The sequence below is a fragment of the Streptococcus sp. 2_1_36FAA genome, from assembly GCF_000161955.2.
Classification (GTDB): domain Bacteria; phylum Bacillota; class Bacilli; order Lactobacillales; family Streptococcaceae; genus Streptococcus; species Streptococcus gordonii.
Genome location: NZ_KI391973.1, coordinates 148891 through 174791 on the forward strand (window position 1 = coordinate 148891; position 25901 = coordinate 174791).

General features: G+C 40.6%; 29 protein-coding genes and 1 pseudogene. 27 read left to right on the top strand and 3 right to left on the bottom strand.

Annotated features, from left to right (window positions below; all coding sequences use genetic code 11):
• Positions 1-43: 43 nt before the first annotated feature.
• From HMPREF0847_RS00725 to HMPREF0847_RS00770, 10 genes are all read left to right on the top strand, one after another.
• Complete coding sequence (locus HMPREF0847_RS00725; protein ID WP_008809485.1) at positions 44-2440, top strand: glycogen/starch/alpha-glucan phosphorylase; 2397 nt, start codon at positions 44-46, stop codon at positions 2438-2440.
• 152 nt (positions 2441-2592) lie between these two features.
• Complete coding sequence (locus HMPREF0847_RS00730) at positions 2593-3093, top strand: phosphatase PAP2 family protein (RefSeq protein WP_008809484.1); 501 nt, start codon at positions 2593-2595, stop codon at positions 3091-3093.
• A 306-nt stretch (positions 3094-3399) separates the two neighbouring features.
• The gene (locus tag HMPREF0847_RS00735) at positions 3400-3600 is read left to right on the top strand and encodes a F0F1 ATP synthase subunit C (RefSeq protein WP_008809483.1); all 201 of its coding nucleotides are present in this window, start codon (positions 3400-3402) and stop codon (positions 3598-3600) included.
• A 35-nt stretch (positions 3601-3635) separates the two neighbouring features.
• Positions 3636-4349: a F0F1 ATP synthase subunit A gene (atpB, locus tag HMPREF0847_RS00740; RefSeq protein ID WP_008809482.1), complete on the top strand. Its 714-nt coding sequence runs from the start codon at positions 3636-3638 to the stop codon at positions 4347-4349.
• 19 nt (positions 4350-4368) lie between these two features.
• Complete coding sequence (gene atpF / locus HMPREF0847_RS00745; protein WP_008809481.1) at positions 4369-4863, top strand: F0F1 ATP synthase subunit B; 495 nt, start codon at positions 4369-4371, stop codon at positions 4861-4863.
• The gene (locus HMPREF0847_RS00750; RefSeq protein ID WP_008809480.1) at positions 4863-5399 is read left to right on the top strand and encodes a F0F1 ATP synthase subunit delta; all 537 of its coding nucleotides are present in this window, start codon (positions 4863-4865) and stop codon (positions 5397-5399) included. Before atpF ends, HMPREF0847_RS00750 begins: the two co-directional genes overlap by 1 nt.
• A 14-nt stretch (positions 5400-5413) precedes the next feature.
• Entirely contained in the window at positions 5414-6919 is a 1506-nt protein-coding gene (gene atpA / locus HMPREF0847_RS00755) for a F0F1 ATP synthase subunit alpha (RefSeq protein ID WP_008809479.1), read from the top strand.
• A gap of 15 nt (positions 6920-6934) precedes the next feature.
• Positions 6935-7816, top strand: coding sequence for a F0F1 ATP synthase subunit gamma (locus HMPREF0847_RS00760; RefSeq protein WP_008809478.1), 882 nt, complete (start codon positions 6935-6937; stop codon positions 7814-7816).
• 37 nt (positions 7817-7853) lie between these two features.
• The gene (gene atpD / locus HMPREF0847_RS00765; protein ID WP_008809477.1) at positions 7854-9260 is read left to right on the top strand and encodes a F0F1 ATP synthase subunit beta; all 1407 of its coding nucleotides are present in this window, start codon (positions 7854-7856) and stop codon (positions 9258-9260) included.
• A gap of 7 nt (positions 9261-9267) precedes the next feature.
• Positions 9268-9687, top strand: a complete 420-nt coding sequence (locus tag HMPREF0847_RS00770) for a F0F1 ATP synthase subunit epsilon (RefSeq protein WP_008809476.1) — start codon at positions 9268-9270, stop codon at positions 9685-9687.
• Between the two features lie 43 nt (positions 9688-9730).
• Here the strand turns inward: HMPREF0847_RS00770 and HMPREF0847_RS00775 are convergent, their stop codons facing one another.
• Positions 9731-10594, bottom strand: coding sequence for a YitT family protein (locus tag HMPREF0847_RS00775; RefSeq protein WP_008809475.1), 864 nt, complete (start codon positions 10592-10594; stop codon positions 9731-9733).
• Positions 10595-10847: 253 nt separating this feature from the next.
• On the opposite strand from HMPREF0847_RS00775, the gene tmk reads away from it, so the two are divergent.
• The 9 genes from tmk to nth all read left to right on the top strand — a co-directional run bounded on the left by tmk (position 10848) and on the right by nth (position 17106).
• A complete protein-coding gene (tmk, locus tag HMPREF0847_RS00780; protein WP_008809474.1) occupies positions 10848-11486 on the top strand; it encodes a dTMP kinase in 639 nt (212 codons plus the stop codon).
• Complete coding sequence (locus tag HMPREF0847_RS00785) at positions 11483-12382, top strand: DNA polymerase III subunit delta' (RefSeq protein WP_008809473.1); 900 nt, start codon at positions 11483-11485, stop codon at positions 12380-12382. The genes tmk and HMPREF0847_RS00785 overlap by 4 nt, the downstream gene beginning before the upstream one ends.
• Positions 12383-12396: 14 nt before the next feature.
• Positions 12397-12720, top strand: a complete 324-nt coding sequence (gene yabA / locus HMPREF0847_RS00790; protein ID WP_008809472.1) for a DNA replication initiation control protein YabA — start codon at positions 12397-12399, stop codon at positions 12718-12720.
• Positions 12721-12722: 2 nt separating this feature from the next.
• Positions 12723-13577, top strand: a complete 855-nt coding sequence (gene rsmI / locus HMPREF0847_RS00795; protein WP_008809471.1) for a 16S rRNA (cytidine(1402)-2'-O)-methyltransferase — start codon at positions 12723-12725, stop codon at positions 13575-13577.
• Positions 13578-13628: 51 nt separating this feature from the next.
• Positions 13629-14132 carry a methylated-DNA--[protein]-cysteine S-methyltransferase gene (locus HMPREF0847_RS00800; protein ID WP_008809470.1) on the top strand — a complete coding sequence of 168 codons (504 nt, stop codon included), beginning with the start codon at positions 13629-13631 and terminating at the stop codon, positions 14130-14132.
• 3 nt (positions 14133-14135) lie between these two features.
• Positions 14136-14489 carry an arsenate reductase family protein gene (locus HMPREF0847_RS00805; RefSeq protein ID WP_008809469.1) on the top strand — a complete coding sequence of 118 codons (354 nt, stop codon included), beginning with the start codon at positions 14136-14138 and terminating at the stop codon, positions 14487-14489.
• Between the two features lie 487 nt (positions 14490-14976).
• Positions 14977-15432: a hypothetical protein gene (locus tag HMPREF0847_RS00810; RefSeq protein WP_008809468.1), complete on the top strand. Its 456-nt coding sequence runs from the start codon at positions 14977-14979 to the stop codon at positions 15430-15432.
• Between the two features lie 318 nt (positions 15433-15750).
• Positions 15751-16245, top strand: coding sequence for a hypothetical protein (locus tag HMPREF0847_RS00815; protein WP_008809467.1), 495 nt, complete (start codon positions 15751-15753; stop codon positions 16243-16245).
• A 231-nt stretch (positions 16246-16476) separates the two neighbouring features.
• On the top strand, positions 16477-17106 hold the full coding sequence (nth, locus tag HMPREF0847_RS00820) for an endonuclease III (RefSeq protein ID WP_008809466.1): 630 nt from the start codon (positions 16477-16479) through the stop codon (positions 17104-17106).
• A gap of 27 nt (positions 17107-17133) precedes the next feature.
• Here the strand turns inward: nth and HMPREF0847_RS00825 are convergent, their stop codons facing one another.
• Positions 17134-17520, bottom strand: a complete 387-nt coding sequence (locus HMPREF0847_RS00825) for a bleomycin resistance protein (protein ID WP_008809465.1) — start codon at positions 17518-17520, stop codon at positions 17134-17136.
• Positions 17521-17531: 11 nt separating this feature from the next.
• Complete coding sequence (locus HMPREF0847_RS00830) at positions 17532-18359, bottom strand: exodeoxyribonuclease III (protein WP_008809464.1); 828 nt, start codon at positions 18357-18359, stop codon at positions 17532-17534.
• A 231-nt stretch (positions 18360-18590) separates the two neighbouring features.
• Between HMPREF0847_RS00830 and HMPREF0847_RS11315 the strand changes: the two are divergent.
• From HMPREF0847_RS11315 to lacD, 8 genes and pseudogenes are all read left to right on the top strand, one after another.
• Positions 18591-18773: pseudogene (locus tag HMPREF0847_RS11315) on the top strand (YetF domain-containing protein); the annotation flags it as partial.
• Positions 18774-18900: 127 nt separating this feature from the next.
• Positions 18901-20901 (top strand): methionine--tRNA ligase, encoded by a 2001-nt coding sequence (metG, locus tag HMPREF0847_RS00840; protein ID WP_008809462.1) that lies wholly within the window; start codon positions 18901-18903, stop codon positions 20899-20901.
• Between the two features lie 297 nt (positions 20902-21198).
• Positions 21199-21645, top strand: coding sequence for a hypothetical protein (locus tag HMPREF0847_RS00845; RefSeq protein WP_020992585.1), 447 nt, complete (start codon positions 21199-21201; stop codon positions 21643-21645).
• A gap of 415 nt (positions 21646-22060) precedes the next feature.
• The gene (locus HMPREF0847_RS00850; protein WP_008809460.1) at positions 22061-22816 is read left to right on the top strand and encodes a DeoR/GlpR family DNA-binding transcription regulator; all 756 of its coding nucleotides are present in this window, start codon (positions 22061-22063) and stop codon (positions 22814-22816) included.
• A gap of 201 nt (positions 22817-23017) precedes the next feature.
• Positions 23018-23443 carry a galactose-6-phosphate isomerase subunit LacA gene (lacA, locus tag HMPREF0847_RS00855; protein ID WP_008809459.1) on the top strand — a complete coding sequence of 142 codons (426 nt, stop codon included), beginning with the start codon at positions 23018-23020 and terminating at the stop codon, positions 23441-23443.
• A 16-nt stretch (positions 23444-23459) separates the two neighbouring features.
• On the top strand, positions 23460-23975 hold the full coding sequence (gene lacB, locus HMPREF0847_RS00860; RefSeq protein ID WP_008809458.1) for a galactose-6-phosphate isomerase subunit LacB: 516 nt from the start codon (positions 23460-23462) through the stop codon (positions 23973-23975).
• A 10-nt stretch (positions 23976-23985) separates the two neighbouring features.
• Positions 23986-24915: a tagatose-6-phosphate kinase gene (locus tag HMPREF0847_RS00865; protein ID WP_008809457.1), complete on the top strand. Its 930-nt coding sequence runs from the start codon at positions 23986-23988 to the stop codon at positions 24913-24915.
• A gap of 1 nt (position 24916) precedes the next feature.
• Positions 24917-25888: a tagatose-bisphosphate aldolase gene (gene lacD / locus HMPREF0847_RS00870; RefSeq protein ID WP_008809456.1), complete on the top strand. Its 972-nt coding sequence runs from the start codon at positions 24917-24919 to the stop codon at positions 25886-25888.
• Positions 25889-25901: the final 13 nt, after the last annotated feature.

The following is a 25901-nucleotide window of genomic DNA, read 5'->3' on the forward strand; positions in this document are numbered from 1 at the left end:
AAAACTGTTTCCTGCTATCAAGAAAGGGAGATTATCGTCCACAATGGAACTGACAAAAGAGCAATTTATCCGAGATTTTAAGGATATTTTACATGAAAGACAATTAATAAAAGTAGCTGATGCAACGCCGAGAGAACTCTTCCAAGCTCTGGCTAATACTGTTCGTAAGTATATTACTCCGCTATGGTTGGAACGCCGTAAGAAGTTGGTAGAACACCGCCAAAAAACAGCTTATTACTTCTCTATTGAGTTTTTACCGGGTCGTATGTTAGAAACTAACCTACTCAATCTTGGGATCCTTGATACTGTCAAAGATGCTTTTGCAGAAATGGGCGTGGATTTTACAGCTGTAAAAAATGCTGAGCATGACATGGCTCTGGGAAATGGTGGTCTCGGTCGTTTGGCTGCTGCCTTTATGGATTCTCTTGCTACAACGGGCTATCCTGGTTTTGGAAATGGGATTCGCTATCGCTATGGTCTCTTCAAACAGCGGATCGTAGATGGATACCAGATTGAAATTCCCGATGACTGGTTTGGAAGACTGGGGAATGTCTGGGAGACTCGAAAGGATCATGATATTGTAGACGTTAAAATTTTCGGTAATGTTTATCTCCGTGCTAACGAAGAAGGAAGAATTGTACCGGTTTATGAGAATTCTAAAACCTTGCGTGCGGTGCCTTATGATGTACCTCAGATTGGTTTTGGCAATGATAATGTCAATAATCTGCGGCTTTGGGATGTTGAGATTCCAGAAGAATATGAGCTAGATTATCCGACGATCGAAGCTCGTCGCCGTGTACAGGACATTACAGCTATTCTCTATCCAGATGATTCTAGTCATGAAGGTAAAGAACTACGTTTGATTCAGGAATACTTTATGACCAGTGCAGGTTTGCAGACTATTATCACTTCTTATTTGAAGCAAGGCCTACCTTTAAAAGATATTCATGAGAAGGTTTCTGTCCATATCAACGATACCCATCCAGCTGTTGCACCAGCTGAATTTATGCGTCTTTTGATGGATGAATATGGTCTTGAATGGGCAGATGCTTGGAATGCAACGGTTAAGACCATGAGTTATACCAACCACACTATTTTATCTGAAGCTTTGGAAAAATGGGATGCTGAACTCTTTAAGAATGTCCTGCCTCGGGTCTATCAAATTATCTTGGAAATTGATAACCGCTATGTGACAGAAATGGCTAGTCGCGGGATTGCTCCGCAAATCATTGAAAATACTCGGATCGTCAAAGACAATCAAATCCACATGGCTCATTTGGCGATCATTGGTGGCCATTCGGTAAACGGGGTTGCTAAGCTTCACACAGAACTGCTCAAAGAAGACACCTTGCGTGATTTTTATAGCATTTACCCAGAGAAGTTCAATAACAAAACCAACGGAATTATCCAGCGTCGCTGGTTGCAAATTGCGGATGAGCCTTTATCAGCTGAGATTGATAAGCTAATTGGTAAGGGCTGGAGAAGTGATATCCATGAGCTGCGTAAGCTTTTGGAATTCAAGGACAATCAGCAAGTGCTGGGTGATTTCTACCGAGTGAAGCAAGAAGCCAAGACTCGTCTGGCTGACTTCATCAAGGAATCAACAGGAGTAGAAGTCTCTACAGATGCTATCTTTGATGTCCAGGTGAAACGCCTCCACGCCTACAAGCGTCAGTTGCTCAACCTGCTTCATATCATCAAGCTTTACTGGGACCTCAAGGACAATCCTGACAAGGATATGGTGCCACGTGTCTTTATTTTCGGTGCCAAGGCTGCTCCGGGCTACCACTTTGCCAAGTCTGTTATCAAGCTGATCAATGAAGTGGCCAATCTGGTCAACAAGGATGAAAGCCTGCAAGGCAAACTCAAGGTTGTTTTCCTAGAAAACTACCGGGTCAGCCTGGCTGAGCTCATCATTCCAGCAGCAGATGTGTCTGAGCAGATTTCTCTGGCTTCCAAGGAAGCTTCTGGTACTTCCAATATGAAGTTCATGATGACAGGTGCCATTACCCTAGCTACTCTGGACGGGGCCAATATCGAAATCAAGGACGAGGTCGGTGATGACAACATTGTCATCTTTGGGATGGACAAGGACCAAGTTTACAATCACTATGCTCGCCATGATTACTACTCACGCGGTGTCTATGAGAGCAATCCAGACATTCGTCGGGTGGTCGACACCTTTGTCAATGGAACGATTCCAAACGTTCGTGAAGAAGGCTCTGAAATCTACGAAGCCCTCATCACCCACAATGATGAATACTTCCTCTTGGAAGATTTCCATGCCTATGTAGAAGCTCAAGAGATGATTGATGCTCTCTATCGTGACAAAGAAAAATGGGCTCGCATGAGCTTGATCAATATCGCTACATCTGACAAGTTCACCTCAGATGATACCATTGAGCAATATGCCAAGGAAATCTGGAACTTAGAGAAGTAGTACTCTTTGGCAATTATGAATATTAAGAGATTGAGACTTTGTGCTTAGTCTCTTTTGGTATTCAACTGGGCTCTCATTTTAAACTGCCAAAATTAAAACCGAAATTAGAAAGAACATATGAGCTTAACTTATTTGAAAAACGGTGATAAGTTTTGAAAGACTACACAATCTTCTATCAACAATTAACGGCTCCCTTTCGTAGTCGTCCTCAGTGGGTGAAGGGATTTGCTTGTTTTAATCGGGCGATGACACTTTTCATGCCCTTAGTCTATGGACTAGTCCTGCTTAGTACCTATCTAAATAAAGGGTGGAAAGGACTGCTTGCTTTTTTCCTCCTACCAGCTATTGGATTTGCTCTGTTATCAGCTATTCGAAAAAGGATAAATCAGCCTCGTCCTTACGAAAAATGGGCTATTCAGCCTTTACTGGACAAGGATACATCAGGTAAGTCTATGCCCAGCCGTCATGTTTTCTCAGCAGCCTTGATTTCTATGTGTCTGCTCCGCTTTTTTTGGTTGCCGGGGCTTATCTGCCTCTTGCTTTCAGCTGGACTTGCCATAGTGCGCGTGACTGGTGGGGTGCACTATCCAAAGGATGTGCTAGTAGGCTATCTTTGTGGCATTTGCTGGGGGAGTATTCTTTTCTTATTCTAAAATATCTAAGGGGCTTTCGCTTATTCTATCGCTAATTTAACTAAAGATACTTAGTAGCGGTTGTTGATTTGTTATTATTGAATTAAAAAAGAAGAACAGTTTTAGCACTTTTGTCCTATTTAAAAGCCATCTTTCAGGAAAAAAAGAGAAAGAAATAGCGAAATATAGCGGTTTTTATTTACTATATTTAATGAAGAAAAGGGTAATAAATTAAAATCGCTTACAATGTATAAAAACATTTGACAAAACAGTTTTTTAGGACTAAACTAAGGAAGTAATTTTAAAAACACAAAAGGAGAATTCATCATGAATTTAACATTTTTAGGACTTTGTTTGGCCTGTATGGGTGTTTCGATTGCAGAAGGAATGCTTATGAGTAATCTTTTCAAATCAGCCGCTCGTCAGCCAGAGATTATTGGACAATTAAGAACTTTGATGATTTTGGGTGTTGCCTTTATTGAAGGGACTTTCTTTATAACCCTTGCAATGTCATTCTTGCTCAGATAGAAGAAAGTTATCCTTAGAAAAGGAGGTGGAGTTCGTTGGAAGAAAGTGTAAATCCAACCATTCAGTTAGGTCCTGTGACCTTTAATTTAACTCTGCTTGCTATGTCGCTTTTAGCTGTTCTTTTGGTTTTTGCCTTCGTTTATTGGGCGAGCCGCAAGATGACCCTCAAGCCGTCGGGAAAACAAAATGCCTTAGAATATCTCTACGATTTTGTGATTGACTTTACCAAGGGAAATATCGGAAGCAAATATATGAAGAATTATTCTTTGTTTTTGTTTTCACTTTTCTTGTTTTTGGTAGTAGCCAATAACCTTGGTCTCATGGCAAAATTGCAAACGACCAGCGGTGAAAACCTGTGGACATCACCGACAGCCAATATTGCTTTTGACCTTAGCATGTCTTTCTTAATTACTTTGATTTGTCATGTGGAAGGCATTCGTCGTCGGGGCTTTAAAAAATACTTAAAAGCTTTTGTGACACCGGGCTTTATGACGCCAATGAATATATTGGAAGAGTTTACCAACTTTGCTTCTTTAGCCTTGCGGATTTACGGAAATATATTTGCAGGGGAAGTCTTGTCTGGTTTGCTGGTCACTCTTTCTCATCAAGCAGTATTTTACTATCCACTAGCATTCGGATTAAACTTAGTATGGACAGCCTTTTCTGTTTTCATTTCTTGCGTTCAGGCTTATGTTTTCACTATGTTGACATCCATGTACTTGGGCAAGAAAATTAATGGTGAGGAATAAAGAGAAAGGAGTCGAATAAATGAATATAACCATAGGTGAATTGATTGGAAACTTTATCCTTGTGGCAGGTTCCTTTCTTCTTTTGATTGTCCTAATCAAGAAATTTGCTTGGGGCAATATCACCAGCATTTTTGAAGAAAGAGCAAAGAAAATTTCTGACGATATTGATAGTGCAGAATCTGCTCGTAAGAATGCAGAAGTCTTGGAGCAAAAGCGTGAAGAAGCACTGGCAGGAAGCCGTGAAGAAGCTGCTACTATTGTTGAAACAGCTAAAGAAACAGCTGAGAAAAACAAAGCGAGTATTTTAGCTGACACGACTGAAGAAGTTAGCCGATTGAAGCAAAAGGCAAATCAAGAAATTGCTCAATCAAAAGCAGAAGCTTTAAGATCAATCAAGGGTGATGTGGCAGATTTGTCAATTGATTTGGCTAGTAAGATTATTGGCCAAACCTTAGACAAGGAAGCTCAAAGTCAATTGATTGACAGTTATATCGACAAGCTAGGAGATGCCTAATGGACAAGAGAAGCGATGCGATCATTGAAAAGTATGCTGCTCCATTTGTCCAAATAGTGCTTGAAAAAAATCAGCAAAGAGATGTATTTAGAGAACTAAGTCAGATTAAGGGGATTTTTGAAGAAACCCATCTTGCTGACTTTTTATCGCATATTGGCGTCAGTCAAGCTGAAAAAAGTAAGGTTCTTCGTTTGTTTCAAACATGTGATTCGGTCTTGGTTAATAACCTGATCGAAGTCCTAATTACAAACGGACGAGAAGACTTCTTTTATCCAATCTTACTCGATATCTTGAAGAAAATCGAGAAGGAAACCAATGAATTTGAGGTAACTATCCATTCAGTAGAGGGATTATCAGAAGAGCAGAAGGCTCGGCTTATTCCTGTGATTGAGAAGAAGATGAACCTCAAGGTTCGTTCCATTAAGGAAAATTTGGATAGGAGCTTGATTGGAGGCTTTGCCATTACAGCCAATCATAAGATAATTGACACAAGCATTAAGCGTCAGTTGAAAGCAGTTAAAGAAAAATTGAAATAGAAAGTGGTGTTCTTTTGGCAATTAACGCACAAGAAATCAGCGCTTTAATTAAGCAACAAATTGAAAATTTCCAGCCGGATTTTGATGTTACTGAGACAGGTGTAGTAACCTATGTTGGTGACGGAATTGCGCGTGCGCATGGGCTGGATAATGCCATGAGTGGAGAGCTCTTAGTCTTTGAAAACGGCTCTTACGGGATGGCGCAAAACTTAGAATCAAATGATGTTGGGATTATTATTTTAGGAGATTTTACCGACATTCGTGAGGGGGATACCATCCGCCGTACAGGTAAAATCATGGAAGTTCCTGTAGGGGAAGCCTTGATTGGACGGGTTGTGGATCCTTTGGGTCGGCCGGTAGATGGTCTGGGTGATATTGCAACAGATAAAACAAGACCAGTTGAAACGCCTGCTCCAGGTGTTATGCAACGGAAATCAGTTTCTGAACCTTTACAGACTGGTCTCAAGGCGATCGATGCCTTGGTTCCGATTGGTCGTGGTCAACGGGAATTGATCATTGGGGACCGTCAGACTGGTAAGACAACCATTGCTATCGATGCGATTCTAAACCAAAAAGGCCAAGATATGATCTGTATCTATGTGGCCATTGGTCAAAAAGAATCTACAGTTCGTACACAGGTAGAAACTCTTCGTCAGTATGGTGCACTTGACTATACAATTGTTGTGACAGCTTCAGCTTCACAACCTTCTCCTTTGCTTTACCTTGCTCCTTATGCTGGTGTAGCAATGGCGGAAGAGTTTATGTACAATGGCAAGCATGTTTTGATTGTCTATGATGATTTGTCAAAACAAGCGGTAGCTTATCGTGAATTGTCCCTCCTTCTTCGTCGTCCACCAGGCCGTGAAGCCTTCCCAGGGGATGTCTTCTATCTTCACAGTCGTCTCTTAGAGCGTTCAGCTAAGGTTTCTGATGAATTAGGTGGAGGTTCTATCACAGCTCTGCCATTTATTGAAACTCAGGCGGGGGATATCTCAGCCTATATCGCTACCAACGTGATTTCAATCACTGACGGACAAATTTTCCTCAGCGACAGCCTTTTCAATGCTGGTGTTCGTCCAGCGATTGATGCGGGTTCTTCTGTATCACGGGTTGGGGGATCAGCTCAGATCAAGGCTATGAAGAAGGTAGCCGGAACCTTGCGGATTGACTTGGCTTCCTATCGCGAGCTAGAAGCCTTTACCAAATTTGGTAGCGACTTGGATGCTGCGACTCAGGCAAAACTAAACCGTGGTCGTCGAACAGTAGAAGTATTGAAACAGCCAGTTCATAAGCCGCTTCCTGTGGAAAAGCAAGTAGTCATTCTCTATGCTTTGACTCATGGCTTCTTGGACAGTGTTCCGGTTGATGACATTCTTCGCTTTGAGGAAGAATTATTTGCCTACTTTGATGCACATCAAGAAGGTATTTATGAAACAATCCGAACGACTAAGGATCTTCCGAGTGAGGAAGTTCTGGATGCCGCTATTACTGAGTTTGTCAATCAGTCTAGCTTTAAATAAGAATAGAGGTGTCAGATGGCAGTTTCATTGAACGATATCAAAAATAAAATTGCATCCACAAAAAACACCAGTCAAATCACTAATGCAATGCAAATGGTATCAGCAGCTAAGTTAGGAAAATCTGAGGAAGCAGCTAAGAACTTTCAAATTTATGCTTCCAAGGTTCGGAAACTCTTAACGGATTTGCTTCATGGACATGAGGCAGAAAATGCTAAACACCATCCAATGCTGACAAGTAGACCAGTCAAAAAAACAGGTTACATTGTTATCACATCTGACCGTGGCTTGGTTGGTGGCTACAATGCCACCATTCTCAAAGCCATGATGGAGCTGAAGGCAGAATACCATCCAAAGGGAGATGATTTTGAGATTCTCTGTATTGGAGGTGTTGGTGCGGACTTTTGTCGAGCTAGAGGGGTTCAGCCAGTTTATGAACTGCGTGGTTTACCCGATCAACCAAGCTTTGATGAGGTTCGTAAGATTATTAGCAAAGCCATCGAGATGTATCAAAATGAACTTTTTGATGAGCTCTATGTCTGTTACAACCATCATGTCAATAGTCTGACTAGTCAGATGCGGATTGAGCAAATGCTACCAATTATTGACTTGGATCCAAATGAAGCTGACGAAGATTATACCGTTAATTTGGAATTAGAATCTAGTCGGGAAGCTATTTTGGACCAATTGTTGCCTCAGTTTGCTGAGAGCATGATTTATGGGGCTATTATTGATGCTAAGACAGCTGAAAATGCTGCCGGCATGACAGCCATGCAGACAGCGACTGATAATGCTAAAAAAGTCATCAGTGATTTGACGATTCAGTACAACCGCGCTCGGCAGGCTGCCATTACGCAGGAAATTACTGAAATTGTGGCGGGTGCTAGTGCCCTAGAATAGGCCACTGATTAATTAGAAATTAAACGAGGGAAATAACATGAGCTCAGGCAAAATTACTCAGGTAATCGGGCCAGTCGTAGACGTTGCGTTTGCAGCTGGAGATAAGCTACCTGAGATAAATAATGCACTTGTAGTCTATAAAAATGATGAGAAAAAATCAAAAATCGTCCTTGAAGTAGCTCTTGAGCTTGGTGATGGAGTGGTTCGGACTATCGCCATGGAGTCAACAGATGGTTTGACACGTGGTTTGGAGGTTCTTGACACAGGTCGTCCGATTTCTGTACCGGTTGGTAAAGAAACCTTGGGTCGGGTCTTCAATGTTCTTGGAGACACTATTGACTTGGATGCACCGTTTGGGGATGATGCAGAACGTCAACCAATTCATAAGAAAGCACCGACCTTTGATGAGTTATCAACTTCATCTGAAATCCTGGAAACAGGAATCAAGGTTATCGACCTTCTAGCACCATATCTGAAAGGTGGGAAGGTTGGACTCTTCGGCGGTGCCGGAGTTGGGAAGACCGTCTTGATCCAAGAATTGATTCACAACATTGCCCAAGAACACGGTGGTATCTCAGTATTTACTGGTGTTGGAGAACGGACTCGTGAAGGGAACGACCTTTACTGGGAGATGAAAGAATCTGGCGTTATCGAGAAAACTGCCATGGTCTTTGGTCAGATGAATGAACCACCAGGAGCACGTATGCGTGTTGCCCTAACTGGTTTGACAATTGCTGAATACTTCCGTGATGTAGAAGGCCAAGACGTGCTGCTCTTTATCGATAACATCTTCCGCTTTACTCAAGCTGGTTCTGAAGTATCTGCCCTTTTGGGTCGTATGCCTTCAGCGGTTGGTTACCAACCAACACTTGCGACAGAAATGGGGCAACTCCAAGAGCGTATCACATCAACTAAAAAGGGTTCTGTAACCTCTATCCAGGCTATCTATGTGCCAGCGGATGACTATACTGACCCTGCGCCAGCAACAGCCTTCGCTCACTTGGATTCAACGACAAACTTGGAACGTAAGTTGGTACAATTGGGGATTTACCCAGCCGTTGACCCACTCGCTTCAAGCTCTCGTGCCTTGGCACCTGAGATTGTTGGAGAAGAGCACTACGCTGTAGCTGCTGAAGTCAAGCGAGTCTTACAACGTTATCACGAATTGCAAGATATCATTGCCATCCTAGGTATGGACGAATTGTCTGATGAAGAAAAGACTTTGGTTGCTCGTGCACGTCGGATCCAATTCTTCCTATCACAAAACTTTAATGTGGCCGAGCAATTTACAGGTCAACCTGGTTCTTATGTACCAGTAGCTGAAACTGTTCGAGGCTTTAAAGAAATTCTTGAAGGAAAACATGACAAGTTACCAGAAGATGCCTTCCGTGGAGTGGGTTCTATCGAGGATGTTCTTGCTAAAGCAGAAAAAATGGGATTCTAAGAGGTGAATGATGGCTCAAATGACAGTACAAATCGTTACTCCGGACGGTCTCGTTTATGACCACCATGCTGCATTTGTTTCCGTAAAGACCATTGATGGAGAGTTGGGGATTTTACCTCGTCACATCAATACCATCGCTGTTTTAGAAGTAGATCAGGTCAAGGTACGCCGGGTCGATGATGATAAACATATCGACTGGGTAGCAGTCAATGGTGGAATCATTGAAATTGCAGATAATGTCATTACGATTGTGGCGGACTCAGCTGAGCGTGAGCGAGATATTGATATCAGCCGGGCTGAGCGAGCTAAACTCCGAGCTGAGCAAGAAATCGAAGAAGCACATGATAAGCATTTGATTGACCAAGAACGCCGGGCTAAGATTGCTCTGCAACGGGCGATTAACCGGATTAACGTTGGAAGCAAATAAAAAGGAATCCAAATTTTGGATTCCTTTTTGTGTGGATCTATTGTTAACGAGCGATTGGTTGTTTGTTTTCGTCTAAAGTGAAGCCTTCTCCTAGAATCTCGTGAGCCTCAGTAATTGTGATAAAGGCGTGAGGGTCAATTCGATGGATAATTTCTTTCATCTGCTGCATTTCATTTCGAGCCAGGACGCAGTAGATGACTTTGTAATCTTGCTTTGTGTAGTAACCAGTACCATTCAGCAAGGTCACACCTCGATCTAGTTCCTCAACAACAGCCTGTGCTAATTCTTCAGATTTTCCAGTAACGACTAAGAAACCTTTACCGGCATAACCACCTTCAGCGATAAGGTCAATAACTCGGGAAGCAATAAAGACAAATACCAGTGTATAAGTTACAAGACGCAAGTCTTTAAAGACAATCACGACTAAGAAAAGAACAAAGAAGTCAACGGCAAACATGAGTTTTCCGATAGAAATATGGGTGTATTTATTTAAAATACGAGCAATAATATCGGAACCTCCGGTTGTTCCACCAGCGTTGAAAATGATTCCTAGTCCGGCTCCGAGGATGATACCAGCTATCAAAGACACAATGACCAAGTCTCCGTCTAAATCTACTACAAAAGGAATTTTTTCAAAAATGGCCAGCCAAGCTGATACAGAGAATGTTCCGATTAGGCTGTAGTAGAAAGATTGTTTCCCCAGAATCTTCCAAGCAAAGAAGAAGAGAGGGAAGTTGATCACTAGGTTCATAACGGAAACCGGAAGTTTAAATAAATAGTAGGTAATGAGGGTAACCCCAGTGACTCCACCTTCAAATAAATGATTGGGAATAGCTAAATAATTGATCCCAAAAGAAAAAAGGCCTGCACCAAATATAATCCAAAGTATGTTTTTTAATCTCAGCATAAGAATCTCCTCCAAAAACTTTCCTTTTTATATTGTATCAAATGTTTCTAACTTATGTAATGAATTTAATGATTTTTTTTGATAAAATAGTAAAAGAATTGTAAAAAAATAGAATGAGTATTGCTTTCTGGCAGTAAGGAATCTGTAAGTTTCCCACGTTTACATAAAAACTATAGGGGAGATAAATGAACTGTCAGGCAGATAAGAGCATTATAGGAGTATTCCTTGCTCTATAAGCATAGAAAAGGAACATATGAAAAGAGGATTGTTGGTTTCGCTAGAAGGTCCGGATGGAGCTGGAAAATCTAGCGTTTTAGAAGCTCTGGTACCGATTTTAGAAGCCAAAGGGCAGCAAGTAGTGACGACTAGAGAGCCTGGTGGAGTCCCTATTTCGGAAGCTATTCGAGAAGTGATATTGGATCAGAATAATACAGAAATGGATGGGAAGACGGAGCTATTACTCTACATTGCTAGTCGTAGACAGCATTTGATAGAAAAGGTCCTTCCTGCCTTAGAAGCTGGGAAATTAGTTATCATGGATCGTTTCATTGATAGTTCTGTTGCCTATCAAGGTTTTGGCCGTGGTTTAGATGTGGCAGATATTGAATGGCTCAATCAATTTGCTACGGACGGTCTTAAGCCAGATCTAACCTTGTATTTTGATTTAGATGTCGAAGAAGGTCTTGCTCGCATTGCTAAAAATAAGAATCGTGAGGTCAACCGTCTTGACTTAGAGGGACTGGAAATGCATCAACGAGTCCGTCAAGGTTATCTCTATAGCTTGGAAAAGGATCCAGAACGCCTAGTTAAAATTGATGCCAGCCAGGCTTTGGAAGATGTTGTAAAAGATAGCCTAGCTGTCTTAAACCAGCACTTAAATAGTAAATCATGAACATTAATGAATTAAAGGAACTTCAACCTAAAATTGTTGATTGTTTTGAACGAATTCTAGAGCAAGATAAGCTGAACCATGCTTATCTTTTTACAGGAAATTTTGCCAGCTTTGATCTGGCACAGAAATTAGCTCAGAGCCGTTTCTGTCAGGATAAGATGGGTGTTTGGCCATGTGGTGAATGCCGGTCTTGTCGTCTGATTGCAGAGGAAGATTTTTCAGATGTTACAGTGGTTCGACCGCAAAATCAAATCATCAAGACAGAACGTATACGGGAGCTACTCAAGAATTTTTCGCAGAGCGGAGTAGAAGGTAATGAGCAGGTATTTATCATTTGTGAGGCAGAAAAAATGCACCTGAATGCGGCAAATTCTCTCTTAAAAATGATAGAAGAACCTCAAAGTGAGGTATATATTTTCCTTCTGACTAGTGATGAAAATTTGATCTTACCTACGATTAAAAGTCGGACTCAGGTTTTTCATTTTCCTAAAAATGAAGATTACTTAGTAGCGAAATTGGAAGAGTCTGGCTTGCTTAAGGACCAGGCGCAGCTTCTTGCAGCTTATAGCCAGACTTTAGAGGAAGCTCAAAACTTGCAGACTAGCAAATCCTTCTTTGATGTAACACAAGTCTGTCAGCGCTTTGTTGACCTTTGTCTTGCTAAGAATGATTTGGCCTTTTTACAGGTTGCTAGATTAAGCAGTTTGGCTGATGATAAAGAAAAACAGGACCAAATTTTTAGAATTCTAGAGATTTTATTTTCTCAACATATAGAGAAAGAAAGTGGTCGGACTTTTTTAGATAGATTGTTTCAATCTCGAAAAATGTGGCAGGCCAATGTGAGTTTCCAAAATGCTTTGGAATATATGATCATACAGCCAGCAAAGCGTAGCTAAGGAGAAAAATAGATATGGATAAAAGAGAAATATTTGACGCTTTAGATGATTTTTCACAAAATCTAATGCTAACTCTGGCTGAAGTAGAAGCAATTAAAAAAAATCTAAAGAGTGTTATTGAGGAAAATACAGTTCTGCGCTTGGAGAATGACAAGCTACGAGAACGACTCGGAGAAGTGGAAAAAACAGGACCAAGTAAAGGTGGCGGTCAAGGACGCGAGAATCTTGAGCGAATTTATTTGGATGGTTTTCATATTTGCACAGACTTCTATGGTCAAAGACGAGATAATGACGAAGAAGAATGTGCCTTTTGTAATGAATTATTGTTCAGGGAGTAGCCATGCAAATTCAGAGAAGTTTTAAAGATACGTCATCCTATGGTAAGCTCTATCTGGTGGCGACTCCGATTGGTAATCTGCAGGATACTAGCACTCGTATGTTAGAAACTCTTGAGAAAGTGGATTATATTGCGGCAGAAGATACACGTAATACCGGTCGCTTGTTGGATTATTTCGATATCTCGACCAAGCTAATCAGTTTTCATGACCACAATTCCAGAGCCAGGATCCCAGAAATCATTGCTCTTTTAAAAGAAGGTCATGATCTTGCCCAGGTATCAGATGCTGGTCTTCCCTGTATTTCGGATCCAGGCCACGACTTGGTAAAAGCTGCCATTACAGAAAATATCATTGTCGTATCAGTGCCAGGTCCTTCGGCGGGAATTTCAGCTCTGATTGCTAGTGGTTTAGCTCCTCAACCCCACATTTTCTTTGGTTTTCTTCCTAGAAAAAAAGGCCAGCAAAAAGAATTTTTTGAAAGCAAGAAGGCTTATCCCGAGACGCAGATTTTTTATGAATCCCCTCATCGGGTCAAGTCGACTTTGGAAAATATGCTGGAAGTCTATGGAGACAGACAGGTAGTTCTAGTTCGCGAATTGACGAAGATTTATGAAGAATACCAGAGGGGACTGATATCTGAATTACTAGAAGCTATTGGTGATGAGCCACTCAAGGGCGAGTGCTTGCTAATTGTAGATGGTGCTAGTGAGGAGAAAGCTGAGAAGTCAGAAGAGGAATTATTGGCTGAAATTGATTTTCTCATTGAAACCGGCAGTCAAAAAAGCAAGGCTATCAAAGAAGTTGCGAAAAAATATGGTTTGAATAAGAGTGACTTGTACTCAACCTATCACCAGTAATCTTACAAGTGACTGAGAGCTAAAAGACAAAAAAGGAAGGGACTAGAAAAGTTGACTTATTATAAAATAATTTATCATTCTCCTTTGGGTCCTCTTTCTTTGGTGGCAGATGAAAGCGGACTGAGAGGTGCTTGGTTTGTTGGCCAGAAATATTTTGAGCGTGGTCTAAATGGACAAGTAATTGAAGCAAGCAATCCCATTCTCGAGCAGACTGCTCAGCTCCTTGATGCCTACTTTGCTAGTCAGGATGTAGATTTCTCAAGTTTGACTTTAGCAGATGCAGGGACTGATTTTCAAAAGCGCGTTTGGAGCTATTTGAGTCAGATTCCTAAAGGGAAGACAGTGACTTATGGGCAAATTGCCAGAGACCTTGGTGTTTCGTCTGCTCAAGCAGTCGGAGGAGCTGTTGGTCGGAATCCATTTTCCGTTATCATTCCCTGCCATCGCGTTTTGGGAAGTCAAGGACAAATGACAGGATATGCTGGTGGTTTAGATAAAAAGCTCTGGCTTTTAGACCATGAAGCAACAGAGATTGATAGAAAAAAATTGAGGTGAACTATGTTACAATTTATCGAATATCCCAAATGCTCTACCTGTCGTAAGGCCAAGGCTGAGCTCAATCAATTAGGAGTGGACTTTGAGGCAGTGGATATTGTCCAAAATACACCTAGCCGGGATCAACTCCTAGACTGGATCCAGAATTCTGATTTTGAGATCAAGTCCTTTTTCAATACCAGCGGACTCAAATACCGTGAACTAGGACTCAAAGAAAAAGTTCCACATATGACAGCTCAGGAAGCTGCAGATTTATTATCAACAGACGGTATGCTAATTAAACGACCACTATTGGTTCGAGATAACCAGATCTTACAGATTGGCTACCGGAAGGCGTATGAAGAGTTGGGGTTGTGATAAGATAAGGCTTGATAAAAAGGCTATTATATTCATCTGTAGTCAAATAGAACGACAAAATGAAATAGAGAACATCCAATTGTGTTAGATAATAAAAAAACAGACTGAAATCAAGAAATAGGAAAGATTTAGTCACAGGTAAAGAGGCGAATGGATTGAAAGCCTCTTTTTTCTAACATAGAATTTCTTACCAGTTTGTTGAAGCTGTGGATAAGGCTTCTAAACAATTTCATTTGATATTTTGTAAGATGATCTCCCACCTTGCCAGGAAAGTGATGTTGAAAAACATATGTAGGTAGGTAAGTCCAAGAATTTTGAGGTCTATATTATTAAAGATGAGGAAGAATTATAATGTTTCTATCTTTTAAAATACGATATCGATCTTTTAGAGAAGGTTAGTGAAAAAATATTATATTTATGTGAATTAGTTGTTGATTTAGATACAAATTAAATTGTACACCTTGATTTTCTTAATAGGTTGGAAAATATGTTTAAAATAATAAAAAAAGAATATAATCAGCAAGAGAAGTTAATATATAAAACGGATACAAAGGAATTAATAGCTACTCCAACAATAGCTAGTGATATTACTTTTAGTTTTATATATTTATTTTTAGGTTTTAATTCAGAAAATATGGAATCCACTCAATTTTGGGGGTATCATAACGACTTTTCTTGGATAAAAAGAAGTTTGGTGCCTCCTAAATTTGATAAAGGTGTTATTGTTGTTACAGATAATGATATTAATGGGGGAGATAGTTTTCGCATTGACTATGCTTACAATTGGGAAACGTATTATGATGAGCAATCAGGTTGGCTTAAAATCGGTTCTGAAATTTCAAGGGAAGATCTTAACTATGTTGAATTTTTCAGAAATACTATTGCTGGTATTGATGGGCATGGCAATATCCAAGAATTTTGGCTCAAACCTAAATTTAAATGATGTCAAACTAATATAGTGTTTCCTAGAATATGGATTTCCCTGTGACGAATATTTGATTCTCTATTTCGAACTGGTTGACAGGTTTGTCTTGGTTACAGACTGGTATCTATACTTTTATTTTCAAAGATTATGATTTCTTTTTGATTGATGATGAAGAAGAATAGTAAACCTTTAAATGGTAAGGAACTCCTTCCTGTTGGAATTAGGTATAAGGAGTACTAAGTGGGATGGAAATAATTATTATAGGTGAGGATTGTTCCATTTGGTATATTCAAGATCACTACCGATCTTTCATAAAAATAAAACAAGAGGTATATAGTGTCAAAAAAATTTAATGAAAGAACGTTTAGAAATATAGAGCAAATTTATAGAGTTTATTTACCTGACGAATTTAAAAAAGTTTATGGGAATATGACGAAACTTCCTAAAAACTGGTATGATTGGAGTGACTTTTCACCTCAGAATGTTAAAATGCTGAGCAATTACATACAAATAATCAAAGAAAATATAGCAGAAGAAATAGAATATGTTGATTGGAGTGATAATTGGGGAGAAGCTCCTAGCGATTTAGAACTTATGAAAAGAGAAATACGAAGTCGTTTAATAAATTCTCCAACATTATTTCCTATTTCTGGTCATAGGTATATTGCGTCATGTAATACTCCGATTTCGCCAGTATTTTCAATTGTTGGTTCCGATATAATTTATTATTCTAAAAGTTTAACAGATTATTTTCATGGAATTGCAATAAGCAGAGAGACAAATTTATCTGATTTACCCCAAATTTCTTTTTGGTCCGATATTGCACAGTGATAAAATTGAGATAAAAATATTTTTAGTCCCATCAACAGGAAATCTGCATTGAAAAGAGAAATATTTAGGAAAGAATATACAAGATGTCATGATTTTTCTTTTAGAGAATGTGGTTCAAGTAGATTGTATGATCGAATTTGGGTTAGAACGCGTGTCAGTTAGAAGCTCCTAATGACATTAAAAATCTTTTCATGATATAATAAATCTATCTCAATCTTAGAAAGAAGAATCATGGTTTTATCAAAAAAACGGGCTCGTCATGTGATTGAAGAGATTATTGCTCTCTTCCCTGACGCCAAGCCTAGTCTGGATTTTCGCAATCACTTTGAGCTTTTGGTTGCGGTCATGCTGTCTGCTCAGACGACAGATGCTGCTGTCAATAAGGCAACGCCAGCTCTGTTTGAAGCCTATCCAAGTCCGCAGGACATGGCTGCGGCTGGTGAAGCAGACATTGCTAAATACATCTCCCGCCTAGGGCTCTATCGCAACAAGGCCAAGTTTTTGAAGAAATGCGCCCAACAGCTTTTGGACGACTTTGATGGTCAAGTACCACAAACTCGGACGGAATTGGAAAGTCTAGCTGGTGTTGGTCGCAAGACGGCCAATGTTGTCATGAGTGTAGGATTTGGCATTCCAGCCTTTGCTGTCGATACACATGTGGAGCGAATTTGCAAGCATCATGATATTGTTAAAAAGTCGGCAACGCCACTGGAAGTAGAAAAGCGAGTTATGGATGTCCTTCCACCGGAACGTTGGCTGCCAGCCCATCAGGCCATGATTTACTTTGGTCGTGCCATCTGCCATCCTAAAAATCCCGAGTGCGAACACTATCCGCAACTCTATAACTTTAACGACATTTAAAAAGCGAGGTCTAATGACTTCGCTTTCTTATTCACTAAATCTTAAAAAATAACCATCTGGATCCAAAATCGCAAACTCATGAGGATAGATAAAGTTATCTCCCACTCGAAATTCTCTTTTTGTCAGCGGACGATGGATAGGATAGTCAGCTTCCAGCAGTTTTTGGTGGAGCTGAGGGACATCTTCAATGCCGAAGGAAATATTGACACCACGTCCGAAAGGATAGGTCAGTTGGGCTAATTCTTCTACGCTGCCTTCTTCTAGCATAAGTTGGCAGTCTTCAAGCGAGAGGAAGAGAAATTTCTCCTCTGGACGCTCGTATTCAATAGAGAATCCCAGCAAGTCGCAGTAGAAGTGGCGTGACTTTTCGATGTCAGATACCACAAACTCAGGAATGACAGCTTGATAGTCCATTTGTTTTCTCCTTAGAGTTCAATCTCCATGACAATGGGTGTGTGGTCTTGGCGCGCACCGGAGTCAATCATATCAGACTTGGTCACCTTGTCAGCTACACGGTTGCTGGTCAGCCAGTAGTCAATTCTCCAGCCTGTGTTGTTGATTTTAGAAGTCTTGCTACGTTGCGCCCACCAGGTGTATTGGTTAGGGATATCGCCGTGCAAGTGACGGAAGGTATCAGTGAAGCCTTTAGCCAGCAGGTTGGTGAAGCCGGCACGCTCTTCATCAGTAAAGCCTGGTGAACGGCGGTTGCTGGCTGGATTGGCCAAGTCGATTTCTTTGTGGGCTACATTGTAGTCGCCAGTAGCGAGGACTGGTTTTTGTTGATCTAGTGTTGCCAAGTATTCAGCGTATTTAGCATCCCAGACTTGACGGTCATCCAAGCGTTTGAGGCCGTCACCAGCATTAGGCGTATAGACCTGAGTGACGAAGAAGTCGTCAAATTCCAGCGTAATGATGCGACCTTCGACATCCATGGTTGATGGAGCACCGATTTCTGGGAAGGTTACGGTTGGCGTCAGTTCTTTTTTGTAGAGGAACATGGTTCCTGCATAGCCCTTGCGAGCCGGCTCTTGGGAGGAACGCCAAGTGTTTTCGTAGCCTGGGAAAAGATTTGCCAAAATCTCCAAGTGCTTTTTAGTCGGACCTGTCGCAGACAGTTTTGTTTCCTGAATGGCGATGATATCTGCATCTTCTGCTTGCAAGGTCTGAAGAACAGCCTGAGAGAGCTGAGCGCGGGCAGAGTCACTAGTCAATGCAGCATTGAGAGAGTCAATGTTCCAAGAGATGAGTTTCATAAAATTTCCTTTTCTAGTAGAAGTTTGCTGAGTTTATTATAACAAAATTCAGGACTGATTTATAGCAAAGTGATTGCAAGAGGTTTGGGAAGTTAGAAAGATTTTCTATGCTTATGTTTATGTTTTGAGTCAGACCAGTCAGAAAAACGGGGTTTCGCTTGCATCTTCTAGCACTAGCAAGTCAATCGGATCTGTCTGGTACGAAACATCTAACTCATCGTCGAATAAAGAGGTGAAGAAAACCATAAATATCCCTTATCACCAAATAATCTTGTCTAGATTGATATTCTGAAGTCTATTGACAAAACAGAAGAATGGCTGGTGGAGAGACTGGCTAAAGATGGCTATACTGATATTTCAAATATCTTCATCTCAGAATATGAGAGTGGAAATTTGAATGTTGTGACCTATTAAACCTAGAATAATTTCTGTTTTTTTAATTATATTTACTGTGGGTGACTGTCTTTTCTCAAACCTTGCAAAATATGGTATAATGAAGTGTTATCAAAAAAGGTTTCATTAGCCTTGAAAGGATTAAAAAATGACTGAAAAACAATCGTTTTATATTACAACCCCTATCTACTATCCGAGTGGTAAACTCCATATCGGTTCTGCCTACACAACCATCGCCTGTGATGTTCTAGCTCGCTACAAGCGTCTTATGGGCTACGATGTTTTCTATTTGACAGGTCTAGATGAGCATGGTCAAAAGATTCAGCAAAAAGCTGAAGAAGCTGGTATCAGTCCGCAAGCTTATGTTGATGGCATGGCAGTTGGGGTCAAGGAACTCTGGAAACTGCTGGATATTTCTTACGATAAATTTATCCGGACGACAGATGACTACCACGAAAAGGTTGTAGCCGATGTCTTTGAACGTCTCCTAGCTCAAGACGATATCTACTTGGGTGAATATTCAGGATGGTATTCTGTATCAGACGAGGAATTCTTCACAGAAAGCCAGCTGGCTGAAGTCTTCCGTGATGAAAATGGAAAAGTAACCGGCGGAATTGCTCCGTCTGGCCATGAAGTGGAATGGGTATCGGAAGAGTCTTACTTCCTTCGTCTCAGCAAGTACCAAGACCGCTTGGTAGAATTTTTCAAATCTCATCCTGACTTTATCACGCCAGACGATCGTCTCAATGAAATGCTGAAAAACTTCATTGAGCCAGGTTTGGAAGACTTAGCGGTTTCTCGTACAACCTTTACCTGGGGTGTGCCAGTCCCATCTAATCCAAAACACGTTGTCTATGTTTGGTTTGATGCCCTGCTTAACTATGTGACAGCTCTTGGCTACGGTCAAGACGAACACGCTAACTTTGACAAGTTCTGGAACGGAACCGTCTTTCACATGGTCGGAAAAGACATTCTTCGTTTCCACTCAATTTACTGGCCAATCCTTCTCATGATGTTGGATATTAAATTGCCAGAACGTTTGATTGGTCATGGTTGGTTTGTCATGAAAGACGGCAAGATGTCTAAGTCTAAAGGGAACGTTGTCTATCCTGAAATGTTGATAGAGCGTTTTGGACTAGATCCCCTTCGTTACTACCTCATGCGTAGTCTTCCAGTCGGTTCAGACGGAACTTTTACACCTGAGGACTATGTAGGTCGTATCAACTACGAGTTAGCCAATGACCTTGGAAACCTCCTCAACCGTACTGTTTCCATGATTAACAAGTATTTTGACGGTCAAGTGCCTGCCTACGAAGAAAATGTGACAGACTTTGATGGAGCTCTAGCTCAGGTGGCAGCTGAATCTATCGCTGACTACTACAAATACATGGACGCAGTGGACTACCCACGCGCCCTAGAAGCAGTCTGGACGCTTATCTCTCGTACTAATAAATACATTGATGAAACTGCTCCTTGGGTCTTGGCTAAGGATGAAGCCCTCCGCAATCAACTTGCAAGTGTTATGAGCCACTTGGCAGCTAGCCTTCGTGTTGTGGCGCACATGATTGATCCTTTCATGATGGAAACGAGCAAGGCTGTCCTCAGTCAATTAGACTTGCCTCAAGCCACGTCTCTGGAAAATCTAGCAATTGATCAGCTTCCAGCAGGTCTGACAGTCGTAGAAAAAGGAACACCAATCTTCCCACGTCTGGATATGGAAGAAGAAATTGCCTATATCAAAGAACAAATGGAAGGCAACAAACCTGCGGTTGAAAAAGAATGGAATCCAGAAGAAGTCGAGCTCAAACTTAACCGCAAGGAAATCAAGTTTGACGACTTTGATAAGGTAGAAATCAGAGTTGCTGAAGTCAAAGAAGTGTCTAAAGTTGAAGGCTCAGATAAGCTTCTTCAATTCCGCTTGGATGCTGGTGACGGTGAAGACCGTCAAATCCTCTCTGGTATTGCGAAATACTATCCAAACGAGCAAGAACTGGTCGGTAAGAAAGTCCAAATCGTTGCCAACCTCAAGCCACGTAAAATGATGAAAAAATATGTCAGCCAAGGGATGATTCTCTCAGCCGAACACGGTGACCAACTGACTCTTCTTACTGTGGATGAGAAGGTCCCAAATGGAAGTTTGATTGGATAGAAAGATTGAGTACTAACTGATACTTGTCTTATCTATTGTGGATATAAGAAAGACCGCGAAGGCGGTCTTTTATTCTCTTCCCAGATATAATAAGTTTTCTATACTAGAAGATATTTCTTTGATTAGGTCGGTTTCATCCTAGGATTTTACCAAGATGAAGAATTAAGGTATACTAGGTGTAAGATTTTTTATTGGAGGTATGAGTAATGATAAAAAAATGGGACAGAAAAACAAGTCTTAACCTTACTATATAGTTTTGTAGCACTGGCTTTAGCGGTGACAGTTTGTTTTCTTCTTATGTCTAAGTTTAGTCATAAGGAGCAGCCAAAACAAGCGAGTTCTTCTACATCAGTTTCGACATCTAAGTCTGACAGCTCAGAGCAAAAAGTTAGTATTTCAGGTGAATATGTAGCGAATACGGGTGATAAAGCTAAAATTGACGGTGGCAATAAGGAATGGAAGATTAATTACCAAACTCCTGATGGTGCTGTTTCAGCAGAATTTACGACAGAATGGAAATCTGAAGGAGAAACTTTAATAGCGACTGATAAGATGAGAAAGTCAGATGGCAATAGCGACTTTACCATTACTGTCCGTATTTTCAAGTATAAGACCGCCAAGCAACCTCTCATAACGATTACCATGTCAGACGGCAATCCTGCCCATGAAATGGTTTTTGCCAATCAAAAAGATTTTTTTGAACCGAGCGATGAGAATGGTGAAGGAACACAGACTACAGAATAAATTGATTGAGAGATAGAATTACGAGAGAAGATTTAATTTGTGTTGGTGGAAAAGTGAATAACACTAAGCTCCTCTCACCTAATTCTCATTCTAGCAGTCAATTTCCTACCCTAAATGTTCGGTCTGGGAATACGGGATATCTAATTGCTCTATTAAAAATTGGATTTCCTAATCTTTATGGAGACCTTTCAGATTCAAGTAAAGCTAGATTGGCACTGGGGCAAAACATTGGAAATATTCCTGCTAATCAGTATTATTATAGACAATAGAAGAGTAAAAGACGAGAAGGGAGTATAACTCTATTCTCGTTTTTTTAGTTAACAAGACAAAAAAATGTTTGAAATAAACAGAAATATGTGGATAAAATGAGAGAAATGAGTTATAATGAACAAAACCAAGCTAGAGAGGATGGAGTATGGGTAAGAATCAAAGACAAGATGAAATTCTTAAATTTGTGGATCGAGCTGGAACTGTAACGGTTGCTGAGATCATGGAGACCATGAAGGTTTCAGATATGACAGTTCGCCGTGATTTGATAGAGTTGGAAAACCAAGGAAAGCTTACGCGAGTATTTGGTGGGGCGAAGAGTAATAAGGTGCAACAATATCGAGAGCTTCCACATGAAGAAAAGCTTTTTAAAAATATTGAGGCCAAGCGAACTGTTGCCAAGAAAGCTGTCCAGCTTATCGAGGAGGGAGACACTATTTTTCTAGGTCCTGGAACATCGGTAGAGGTGCTAGCTGAGGAAATATCAAATCAACATCTGCGCGTGATTACAAACTGCTTGCCTATTTTTAATGACTTACTCAAGAAAAAATCAGATACCTTTAAAGTTTTTCTGTTAGGTGGAGAAATGCGTGATGCTACTCAAGCTTTTGTCGGTGAAATGACCAATGCTCTTATGGATCGTATGTATTTTAGTAAGATGTTTTTCAGTGGAAATGGCATCAAAGATGGTCAAATTATGACATCTTCCTTTGAGGAAGCTTATACTCAGAAGCTAGCATTAGAACGTTCGAAAGAAAGCTATCTTCTTATCGATTCATCTAAAGTTGGCAAGGAGGACTTTACGGCTATCTGCTCCTTATCGGAGATAACAGCCTTAATCACGGATCAGACTTCAGAAGCTGTTCAGGGAGAGTTGGAAGTTTATACAAAAGTAATTTTCTAGTTTAACCTAATTTAATAAACAGTTAGTCAAAAGCTCTTCAAAGGGCTTTTTTTGTTTATTTTAATCAACAGGTAGAATTTCTATGAAAAAAACAAACAAATAATGTTGACAAAAAACGATAATTTTAGTATATTGTTAATATATTAAAAGAAAGCGTTTTACTAAAATTCTTTCTGATATATTTAACAAAGGAGAATGCTCATGGCAATTATTATAGGTGCAGATGCTGCTGGAAATAAGCTGAAAGATGTGGTTAAAGATTTTCTCGTCGGAGAAAACTTTGAAGTAGTGGATGTGACGAAAGAAGGTCAGGATTTTGTTGATGTGACATTGGCAGTTGCGGCTGAAGTGAACAAAGAAGAACAAAATCTTGGTATCGTGATTGATGCTTATGGTGCTGGTCCATTCATGGTCGCAACTAAAATCAAAGGAATGGTTGCAGCAGAAGTATCAGATGAACGTTCTGCTTACATGACTCGTGGTCACAACAACTCTCGTATGATCACAATGGGAGCTGAAATTGTTGGAGAAGGCCTGGCTAAGAATATTGCCAAAGGCTTTGTCAATGGTAAATACGACGGCGGACGTCACCAAATCCGGGTCGACATGCTCAACAAAATGTGCTAAGAAAAGGAGAAGTCAAATGAAAATTGCAATTGGATGTGACCATATCGTTACCAATGAAAAAATGGCGGTTTCAGATTTTTTGAAATCAAAAGGCTATGAAGTCCTTGACTTTGGTACTTATGACCATACTCGTACTCACTACCCAATCTTTGGTAAAAAAGTAGGGGAAGCTGTAACTAGCGGTCAAGCTGATCTTGGGGTATGTATCTGTGGTACTGGTGTTGGCATCAACAACGCTGTCAATAAAGTTCCTGGTGTTCGTTCTGCCTTGGTTCGTGATATGACAACAGCTCTTTACGCTAAAGAAGAACTCAACGCCAATGTTATTGGTTTTGGTGGTAAAATCACTGGTGAATTGCTTATGTGTGATATTATTGAAGCTTTCATCAATGCTGAATATAAACCATCAGAAGAAAACAAAAAATTGATTGCGAAAATTGAGCACATTGAAACTCACAATGCTCATCAAGCAGATGCAAACTTCTTTACAGAATTCCTTGAAAAATGGGATCGCGGTGAATACCACGACTAAGAGGTGACGCATGATTTTAACAGTCACAATGAATCCATCCATTGATATTTCTTATCCTTTGGATGAATTGAAAATTGATACTGTCAACCGTGTGGTGGACGTGACCAAGACAGCTGGTGGAAAGGGACTCAATGTTACACGAGTTCTTTCAGAATTTGGTGATTCTGTTGCTGCTACTGGTTTAGTTGGGGGTAAACTTGGTGAGTTTTTAGTAGAGCATATTGACGATAAAGTAAGGAAACGTTTCTTCTCGATTAAAGGAGAGACTCGAAACTGTATCGCTATTCTACATGGTGACAACCAAACAGAAATCCTTGAAAAAGGTCCTGAAGTATTGGAACAGGAAGGACAAGATTTCTTGGTTCATTTCAAAAATCTCCTTGACACTGTTGAAGTAGTTGCCATCTCAGGTAGTCTTCCAGCAGGTCTTCCAGTTGATTATTATGCGAGCTTGGTAGAGCTTGCTAATCAAGCAGGGAAACTAGTTGTTCTGGATTGCTCAGGTGCAGCTCTTCAGGCAGTTCTTGAATCACCCCACAAACCAACAGTAATCAAACCAAATAACGAAGAATTATCTCAGCTTCTTGGGAAAGAAGTTTCTGAGGATTTGGATGAATTAAAAGAAGTTCTTCAAGAGCCTTTATTTGCAGGTGTTGAGTGGATCATTGTTTCACTTGGTGCAAATGGTGCTTTTGCAAAACATGGTGATACTTTCTACAAGGTAGATATCCCTAGAATTCAGGTAGTTAATCCTGTTGGATCTGGAGATTCTACTGTGGCAGGAATTTCATCAGGACTTCTTCATAAGGAATCTGATCAAGAACTTCTCATCAAGGCCAATGTCCTTGGTATGCTCAATGCTCAAGAAAAGATGACAGGTCATGTCAATATGGCTAACTATCAAGCTCTATATGATCAATTAATAGTAAAAGAGGTATAAAATGGCTTTAACAGAACAAAAACGCAAATATATGGAAAAACTTTCTGATGAGAATGGTATCATCTCAGCTCTCGCATTTGACCAACGAGGTGCTTTGAAACGCCTCATGGGTCAATACCAAACTGAAGAGCCAACAGTGGCTCAAATGGAAGAACTCAAAGTCTTGGTAGCAGATGAATTGACCAAATACGCATCTTCTATGCTTCTAGACCCAGAGTATGGTCTTCCAGCTACAAAAGCGCTTGATCCAAATGCTGGTCTTCTCCTTGCTTATGAGAAAACTGGCTACGACACAACAAGCACCAAACGCTTGCCAGACTGCTTGGATGTTTGGTCTGCAAAACGTATCAAGGAACAAGGCGCTGACGCTGTTAAGTTCTTGCTTTACTATGATTTAGACAGCTCTGACGAACTCAACCAACAAAAACAAGCCTACATCGAACGCATTGGTTCTGAATGTGTGGCGGAAGACATTCCATTCTTCCTTGAAATCCTCGCTTACGATGAAAAAATCGCTGACGCAGGTTCTGCAGAATACGCCAAAGTAAAACCACACAAGGTTATCGGTGCTATGAAGGTCTTCTCAGATCCACGCTTCAACATCGATGTCTTGAAAGTGGAAGTTCCAGTCAACGTCAAATACGTTGAAGGTTTTGGTGATGGTGAAATCGTTCATACTCGTGAAGAAGCAGCAGCCTTCTTCAAAGCACAAGATGAAGCGACTAACTTGCCATATATTTACTTGAGTGCGGGTGTATCAGCTAAACTCTTCCAAGAAACCCTTGTCTTTGCCCACGAATCAGGCGCAAACTTCAACGGTGTTCTTTGTGGCCGTGCAACTTGGGCTGGATCAGTTGAAGCTTACATCAAAGATGGTGAAGCAGCAGCTCGTGAATGGCTTCGTACTGAAGGACGTCAAAACATTGAAGAATTAAATCAAGTTTTAAAGAGCAGTGCAACCTCTTGGAAATAGAATCATAGATTAT

Bases quoted from the DNA above. Each gene is read 5' to 3' on its own strand.
- HMPREF0847_RS00725 (WP_008809485.1), top strand. From the start codon at position 44: ATGGAACTGACAAAAGAGCAATTTATCCGAGATTTTAAGGATATTTTA.
- HMPREF0847_RS00735 (WP_008809483.1), top strand. From the start codon at position 3,400: ATGAATTTAACATTTTTAGGACTTTGTTTGGCCTGTATGGGTGTTTCG.
- atpF (WP_008809481.1), top strand. From the start codon at position 4,369: ATGAATATAACCATAGGTGAATTGATTGGAAACTTTATCCTTGTGGCA.
- HMPREF0847_RS00750 (WP_008809480.1), top strand. From the start codon at position 4,863: ATGGACAAGAGAAGCGATGCGATCATTGAAAAGTATGCTGCTCCATTT.
- HMPREF0847_RS00760 (WP_008809478.1), top strand. From the start codon at position 6,935: ATGGCAGTTTCATTGAACGATATCAAAAATAAAATTGCATCCACAAAA.
- atpD (WP_008809477.1), top strand. From the start codon at position 7,854: ATGAGCTCAGGCAAAATTACTCAGGTAATCGGGCCAGTCGTAGACGTT.
- HMPREF0847_RS00770 (WP_008809476.1), top strand. From the start codon at position 9,268: ATGATGGCTCAAATGACAGTACAAATCGTTACTCCGGACGGTCTCGTT.
- HMPREF0847_RS00775 (WP_008809475.1), bottom strand. From the start codon at position 10,594: ATGCTGAGATTAAAAAACATACTTTGGATTATATTTGGTGCAGGCCTT.
- tmk (WP_008809474.1), top strand. From the start codon at position 10,848: ATGAAAAGAGGATTGTTGGTTTCGCTAGAAGGTCCGGATGGAGCTGGA.
- HMPREF0847_RS00785 (WP_008809473.1), top strand. From the start codon at position 11,483: ATGAACATTAATGAATTAAAGGAACTTCAACCTAAAATTGTTGATTGT.
- yabA (WP_008809472.1), top strand. From the start codon at position 12,397: ATGGATAAAAGAGAAATATTTGACGCTTTAGATGATTTTTCACAAAAT.
- rsmI (WP_008809471.1), top strand. From the start codon at position 12,723: ATGCAAATTCAGAGAAGTTTTAAAGATACGTCATCCTATGGTAAGCTC.
- HMPREF0847_RS00805 (WP_008809469.1), top strand. From the start codon at position 14,136: ATGTTACAATTTATCGAATATCCCAAATGCTCTACCTGTCGTAAGGCC.
- HMPREF0847_RS00810 (WP_008809468.1), top strand. From the start codon at position 14,977: ATGTTTAAAATAATAAAAAAAGAATATAATCAGCAAGAGAAGTTAATA.
- nth (WP_008809466.1), top strand. From the start codon at position 16,477: ATGGTTTTATCAAAAAAACGGGCTCGTCATGTGATTGAAGAGATTATT.
- HMPREF0847_RS00825 (WP_008809465.1), bottom strand. From the start codon at position 17,520: ATGGACTATCAAGCTGTCATTCCTGAGTTTGTGGTATCTGACATCGAA.
- HMPREF0847_RS00830 (WP_008809464.1), bottom strand. From the start codon at position 18,359: ATGAAACTCATCTCTTGGAACATTGACTCTCTCAATGCTGCATTGACT.
- metG (WP_008809462.1), top strand. From the start codon at position 18,901: ATGACTGAAAAACAATCGTTTTATATTACAACCCCTATCTACTATCCG.
- HMPREF0847_RS00845 (WP_020992585.1), top strand. From the start codon at position 21,199: ATGTCTAAGTTTAGTCATAAGGAGCAGCCAAAACAAGCGAGTTCTTCT.
- HMPREF0847_RS00850 (WP_008809460.1), top strand. From the start codon at position 22,061: ATGGGTAAGAATCAAAGACAAGATGAAATTCTTAAATTTGTGGATCGA.
- lacA (WP_008809459.1), top strand. From the start codon at position 23,018: ATGGCAATTATTATAGGTGCAGATGCTGCTGGAAATAAGCTGAAAGAT.
- lacB (WP_008809458.1), top strand. From the start codon at position 23,460: ATGAAAATTGCAATTGGATGTGACCATATCGTTACCAATGAAAAAATG.
- HMPREF0847_RS00865 (WP_008809457.1), top strand. From the start codon at position 23,986: ATGATTTTAACAGTCACAATGAATCCATCCATTGATATTTCTTATCCT.
- lacD (WP_008809456.1), top strand. From the start codon at position 24,917: ATGGCTTTAACAGAACAAAAACGCAAATATATGGAAAAACTTTCTGAT.